Raw genomic sequence first — 6,209 nt, forward strand, 5'->3', positions numbered from 1 at the left:
GTTTACCAGCCTCCCGCCGGCGTTTCCTCTCCTCCGGCTCGGCGCGCTGGGCGGCTCTTTCGATGCTTGGCCAACGGCGCCGCAGCTCCTCATAAGCGCGAAAAGGCACCCGCCAGACCCGCAGTTCGTCGTCCCAACTCGCCCATGGAACCGCTCGCAGTTCCTCCAGCACGGTCTTCGAATAAGGCGCGCGAATGCGCAGGTCGTCCGCGACTTCCAGATAGTGGCTCGACAGTGGATCGAAGGCGAAGGCATCCCGCCCCTTACTGTCGTCATGGGCTGCGCGAGCCGCTGTCTCCTGTGCCAGCCAGCGCTCGATCCGCCGCGCCGCCGTTTTTCCGGGCACGAACCAGCTCCTGAGCTCGTCGTTCCACCTCGCGCGCGGAAACGCAAGCTGGAACCGCTCAACTGCCGCTCGATCGTACGGGAAGCGCGCTTCGGCACCACGAGGCTTCTGCGGTTCAAAATGGGCTTCGGATTTTTCCATCGGATTGCGCTTGCTAGCTCTGCTCGCAAGGAACGCCGCGCAAGTTCCTTGGGTTCAAGCCACACAGCCGAGACAAGCCGAACTGCTCGAGGAACCGCGAGCGGAAACCTTCCCGGCATTCGACGGTTAATCCGGATCAGGAGAGGTCAGCCCATGGCGAGACGACGTGATGCAGATGAAACAGCGGCGAGCCGGCCCAGAAGGCCACGTTCGCGCCCGCTGAAAGGCGAAGAAACGGAAGTGAACCATATCGTGGTAACGCAAAACATCTCGCCGGCTCAGGCGCGGGAGCTGGTGCGACGTCACGGAAACGATTGGCGCAAGATCGATGAGGCCGCCAAATCCTACAAGAAAGACAGCTAGTATTCCAAACCAAGTATCGGGGTGACTGCCCGGAGAGATCATCGGCCAAGATAACCGGATGACCAGGATCGCTACTTTCAACGTAAATGGCGTCAATGGGCGATTGCCGGTCCTCCTGAAATGGCTTGGCGAAACCGGCTATGACATCGTCTGCCTGCAGGAGCTCAAGACATCCGATGAGAAGTTCCCTGCCGAGGCGATCCGGCAGGCTGGCTACTGCGCCGTCTGGCATGGGCAGAAATCTTACAACGGCGTAGCGATTCTGGCCCGTGGGAAACAGCCGCAGGAGCGCAGGCGCGGACTGCCAGGCGACCCGGACGATACGCACAGCCGCTACATCGAGGCCGAGGTGGATGGGCTGGTGATCGGCTGCATCTATCTGCCGAACGGCAATCCCGCGCCTGGACCTAAATTCGATTACAAGCTCGCGTGGTTCCAGCGTTTGATCAGCTATTCCCAGACCTTGCTTAAAGAGGAAACGGTCCTGTGCGGCGATTACAACGTGGTGCCAACCCTGATTGATGCGGTGGTGCCGGCGCGCTGGTTGGGCGATGCAGTGTTTTTCCCGCAGAGTCGTGACGCTTACGCCGATTTGCTGAAGATGGGCTGGACGGATGCGGTTCGGCAGATCCATCCCGAGAAGAGGGTCTACACCTACTGGAACTTCTCCTACCGGGGCGGTTATGACCGGAGCTCCGGCCTGCGAATGGACCATCTCCTGATCAGTCCGGCACTTTCAAACCGGCTGCGAGGGGCGGGCGTCGATGCTGCGGTAAGAGCTTTGGAAAGGCCAAGCGATCATGCCCCGGCGTGGATCGAGCTGACCTGGCCTGGAAAGCTCGACTGAGGTTCCGATGGCCTGCCCAGGAGCGGCATCAGCCCGAGCGTATCACGCCGGGCTCATCGGTCTGTTCGTGGGCTTGTCCGACAGCTTGGGGCGCGGCCACAAGGTCCTGGAATCCGATCGTGGCGACCAGATACCCCGCTTCGTCGTAGATTCTCGTAACCCACGATGTCGGGTCGACGCCTTCGACAATCCCATCGAGCATCGCCTCCTTAGCCGCGCGTTTCGCCTCGGCCTTGGCGGCATCCAAATTTTCCATGTCGACCTGGATGGCCGGCTGCGCCGTACTTTCGATGAACTCAAAACGGAACTTCGGCATTGGTTTCTCCATTCGGCGCCGCCGGGAGCGGATCGGGCGGGCTCTCAATCTTGCCATTGCTGGAAGTTTCGTCTCCGAGCACTGTTTCCGCGATGTATTGCTTGAGATCGCCGACTTCGTCGCCGATATCCTCAGCCAGTATTCCCAGGCCTTCGGCATCGGCGATGCATTGTTCGGCGAGCTTCTCGGCGGCGATTTCGGCCGGGATTGCAGCTGCGGCTTCCGCCTTGTGCTCGTCGATCCATTCCCCGACGAAATGTGCGGTCTTGTTCACGATGATATCCGGTTCCTGAGCGGAAACCGTGTCAGCGTCAGTTGGCTTCGTGTCCATGTCTAAACCCGCCCTCTAGGATCCTTCTTCAACGCCGATTGCCTGCGAAGGATGCAGGCGTGGTCGAAAGTTGTTATAGCTTCAGGCTTGCACTTCAGACTCCCGGGTCAAGGCTGGAACCTGCGTCAGGATCAACAGTTCTTGAGCATGGCAAATCACCCGATAACGAGTTTCCTCACCTCAATCGGGACTTTAGCGTCCCGTCCCGCCGCATTCCTGGTGCTGCTGGCCTACGCAGCACTGTGTGTCGTTTTCGATCGGCAAAGTCTGAATTGGTATGGGGCGGCCACCCTGGCGCCTCCAGCGGGCGCGTGAAAGGTGAGATTTGGTCGGAACCGGCGGAGACTGCTCAGCAGCCTCAAGTATTTGGCCGTCGCGCTTGTCGCCAGTCTGGTCACGCTGCTCGCGATCAACTTGATCCCCGAGACCCGTGTCATCCGCACCATCGTGCCGCACCGTTTCGATGCGGCAGATCCGCAATTCGCAAGGAGCATGAGCAGCTATTCGCAGGGGCAGATGTTCGAGGCGAACGCCGTGCAGACCCTCGTCAACGGCGACGAGATTTTTCCCGCCATGCTGCAAGCGATCCGTTCGGCCCGAAAGACCATCAACATGGAAACCTACATCTATTGGTCGGGCTCGGTCGGCTACGAGTTCGCCACGTCTTTGGCTGCGAAAGCCCGAGAGGGTGTCGAAGTGCGCGTGCTCGTCGATTGGCTTGGCAGTCTTCCCTTCGATGAGAAGCTGATCCAAATCATGACGAGTGCTGGCGTTCGGTTCGAGCGCTATCGGCCGATCCACTGGTACACGCTCGACCGCGTCAACAACCGGACGCATCGCAAGCTGCTCATTGTGGACGGGCGGGTCGCCTTCACAGGCGGGGTCGGCATCGCGGACAACTGGCTGGGAGATGCGCGCAACCCCAATGAGTGGCGCGACACGCACTACCAGATCGAAGGGCCTGCTGTGCCCGGGTTCCAGGCGGCCTTCGCCGAGAACTGGCTGGAAACAGTGGGCGAGACGTTGCAGGGCGAGAACTTCTACCTGCCGCCCGAAGCCGCGGGTGCGCTCCGTGCCCAGCTGATCCTTTCTTCGCAGCCGAACGGCTCCGAAAACATGGAGCTGATGATGCTGGCCGCCATAGCCGCGGCCAAAGACCACCTGCGCATCGGCATGGCCTATTTCGTCCCGGACGACATCGCCCTGCAGCAGATATTGGACGCCAGAAAAAGAGGCGTCGCCGTCGATGTGATCGTTCCCAATTCCCTGACGGATGTTCCGATCGTCCGCAAAGCTTCGCGCTATTTCTGGGGCAAATTGCTCGAGGCCGGGGTGCGGATCTACGAGTTTCAGCCCACGATGTATCACCCCAAACTGCTGATCGTGGACGACGTCTGGGCGAGCTTCGGTTCCACCAACCTGGACCAGCGGTCTTTGCGTTTGAACGATGAGGCCACGCTCAACGTCTATGGCAAGGAATTCGCACGAACGCAGATCGACTTGTTCAACGAAGATCTGAAGCGCTCGAGGCAGATCAGCCTTGCCGAATGGAGATCGCGTCCCATGCGCGAAAAGTTCACCGATTGGCTGGCCAGCACGCTCCACGCGCAGCTCTAGTCAGCCCATGGAGCCGAACGCAAACACCAGCCGCTGCTTGTCTCTTCGGCCGCCCGTCACCCAGATCGGCGGAGTTGCCAACCCACCCCAGGTGAGCCAGGGTCGGCCGCCACGGGGCGGCTCTTGACGCCGAAAATCGCGCTTCCAATATTTCACCTCAGCGCCGCCGGCACATGCCCAACACCTTGCTGAGCATCTGTTTGGCCTGCCGGCGATTGGCGCATCAAGCGGAGGAAGGTCATGGGCCCAAATGTCTTCGGGGAGCCCGTTGGGCGTGCTTTGATTTCTCGGCAAAGCGACAACTATGGTCACGACCACGGCGCGGCAGAACCAGGCGCGATGAGCACTGATGTGTTCGCTGAACCTGTCCTTGTTGATGACGTGCCATTTGGCGTGAGGAAAATCCGTTGCGCGATGGACGCCATCGAATTCCTGGAGGAGTGGCCGTTCGAGAAGCGGTGCCGCCTGCACGGTTTGGCCAGCGACGCTTGCTGCGCGGCATATGATGGCCGCGGGCCGGTCGCCGCGGCCAGGAAAGTGTTCGTCAGCTGGGCGATCCAGACCGGGATTTGCGCGAGCGCGCCTTGCCTCGAGCTCGACGCCGCCGAGGCAGCGGATCAAGTCACAGGCAGTGGCACGTCCTGATGAGGAAGAACACGCCGACCCCATAGGGAAGCAACAAAAGCAGCAGGGCCAGCCAGTAACCGGGCTGTGCGATCGGCGCGAAATCTGAACGAAGCTGCTCCATTGCCCGTCCAACGCAGGGCGGCACAGCTGGTTCCTCTACTGCACATGTCGCAAGACCAAGCAGCCGCGTACCTCCTGCTGTTGACGGCTGCAGCAATCGAGGAACGCTGGCCGCCTCCCAGGAGCGGTGATGGCACCGCCAGGTCCTTGGTGCTGTTGGGCCGGACTTCGATATGGATGCACCTGCCACACGCAATTCTTGCAGTCCCTTTCTGGGCAGCAGGAACAAAGGGGCTCGTTGTCCGTTCGGTTTCGCGCAGCAAGAGCAGGATCAGCTTGCAGAACGGCGAGACCGGAGTTTCTGCCGCCAGATTTCTGTTTTCCCTTGTTGTCCGCGTTGAACAAGGTGTTCCGAAGCGCCATGCATTTCCGCCAGTGTCCGTCGGCCGCTCTTGGCCTCCTGCTCTTGGCCATCGCGGTGCTGCCACACAATCCCGCTTGGGCGCAAGCGCCCTGCCCGACCGATCACGACAAACTGCTGTCGGCCTTGAAGGCCAATGTCAAGGCGAGTGGCGGGCCGGCAAATGGCGGCTTCGAAAGCAATGAATGGGCCGCGATCGTTGCCCGTGACGGTACGGTCTGCGCCGTCGCCTTCAGCGGCCCTACCGTGGACGCGCAATGGCCCGGCAGCCGGCTGGTCGCGGCCGAGAAGGCCAACACGGCCAACGGGCTCAGCCTGGCGAATATGGCCCTGTCGACCGCCAATCTTTATGCCGGCGTGCAACCAGGCGGGCCGCTGTTCGGCCTGCAGGCCACCAACCCCGTCAATCAGGCGGCGGCTTACGCCGGCGACGCCAAGACATTCGGCAGCCCCAATGACCCGCTGATCGGCAAACCGATCGGAGGCGTGGTGGTGTTCGGCGGAGGCCTGGCCCTGTACGACGGCAAGGCGATCGTCGGCGGCCTCGGGGTCAGCGGCGATTCCTCCTGCGCCGACCACAACGTCGCCTGGCGCGTCCGCGCAGCGCTCGGCCTCGACAAGGTTCCGGCAGGCGTCAATCCCAACCGCAAGGACGCCATCATCTACGACCTCGACCCAGGCGGCAAAAGCGCATCCGGCTGGGGTCATCCGCTTTGCGCCGGGCGCGAGGCCGACATAGCCGCCGAACTGGGCGCCAGCGTCGGAGGCTCGGTCCCGAAATGAAGGCAGCGCGACAGCTGACGGCGAGGTGTGCGCAGTCCGGACGCGCTCGCCTCACCCGGGCTGCGCGGCAATATGCGGGATTAAGCATTGTTGGGGCGATGATGCTGGCCTGTCTCCCAGTTCTGATGGCCGCCTCGGAGTCGCCCTCGACGCCTGCGATCTCGCCGCCGGCCTCCGCCGCCCCGCCCGACGACGGCCAATGGACGATGCCAGCCAAGAACTACGCCTCGACCCGCTATAGCGAGCTCGCGGAAATCAATGCAGGCAACGTCAAGAACCTGCAGGTCGCCTTCACCTTCTCGACCGGCGTGAACAAGGGCCAGGAAGCGGCACCGCTGGTGGTCGGCAGCACGATGT

The 6,209-nt window shown here is 61.9% G+C and carries 7 protein-coding genes and 2 pseudogenes; 6 read left to right on the forward strand and 3 right to left on the reverse strand.

Annotated features, from left to right (window positions below; genetic code table 11):
* A pseudogene (locus tag EOA60_RS14630) lies at window positions 1-487 on the reverse strand (hypothetical protein); the annotation flags it as partial.
* 153 nt (window positions 488-640) lie between these two features.
* Here EOA60_RS14630 and EOA60_RS14635 point away from each other — a divergent pair.
* Window positions 641-850: a hypothetical protein gene (locus EOA60_RS14635; RefSeq protein WP_127334815.1), complete on the forward strand. Its 210-nt coding sequence runs from the start codon at window positions 641-643 to the stop codon at window positions 848-850.
* A gap of 58 nt (window positions 851-908) precedes the next feature.
* Entirely contained in the window at window positions 909-1,697 is a 789-nt protein-coding gene (gene xth, locus EOA60_RS14640; RefSeq protein ID WP_095826011.1) for an exodeoxyribonuclease III, read from the forward strand.
* A gap of 28 nt (window positions 1,698-1,725) precedes the next feature.
* On the opposite strand, the gene EOA60_RS14645 is transcribed toward xth, so the two are convergent.
* Window positions 1,726-2,013 carry a hypothetical protein gene (locus tag EOA60_RS14645; RefSeq protein ID WP_066993818.1) on the reverse strand — a complete coding sequence of 96 codons (288 nt, stop codon included), beginning with the start codon at window positions 2,011-2,013 and terminating at the stop codon, window positions 1,726-1,728.
* Window positions 1,994-2,287, reverse strand: a complete 294-nt coding sequence (locus tag EOA60_RS14650; protein WP_164748151.1) for a DUF768 domain-containing protein — start codon at window positions 2,285-2,287, stop codon at window positions 1,994-1,996. The genes EOA60_RS14645 and EOA60_RS14650 overlap by 20 nt, the downstream gene beginning before the upstream one ends.
* Before the next feature lie 423 nt (window positions 2,288-2,710).
* Here EOA60_RS14650 and EOA60_RS14655 point away from each other — a divergent pair, with 423 nt between their 5' ends.
* The 4 genes and pseudogenes from EOA60_RS14655 to EOA60_RS14670 form a co-directional block, all read left to right on the forward strand.
* A complete protein-coding gene (locus EOA60_RS14655; RefSeq protein ID WP_245322485.1) occupies window positions 2,711-3,961 on the forward strand; it encodes a phospholipase D-like domain-containing protein in 1,251 nt (416 codons plus the stop codon).
* A gap of 240 nt (window positions 3,962-4,201) precedes the next feature.
* Window positions 4,202-4,606: a DUF982 domain-containing protein gene (locus EOA60_RS14660; protein ID WP_095782978.1), complete on the forward strand. Its 405-nt coding sequence runs from the start codon at window positions 4,202-4,204 to the stop codon at window positions 4,604-4,606.
* 463 nt (window positions 4,607-5,069) lie between these two features.
* Window positions 5,070-5,852, forward strand: coding sequence for a heme-binding protein (locus EOA60_RS14665; protein ID WP_245322486.1), 783 nt, complete (start codon window positions 5,070-5,072; stop codon window positions 5,850-5,852).
* Between the two features lie 101 nt (window positions 5,853-5,953).
* A pseudogene (locus EOA60_RS14670) lies at window positions 5,954-6,209 on the forward strand (PQQ-dependent dehydrogenase, methanol/ethanol family); the annotation flags it as partial.

Source organism: Mesorhizobium sp. M1A.F.Ca.IN.020.06.1.1 (assembly GCF_004023265.1).
Taxonomy (GTDB): domain Bacteria; phylum Pseudomonadota; class Alphaproteobacteria; order Rhizobiales; family Rhizobiaceae; genus Mesorhizobium.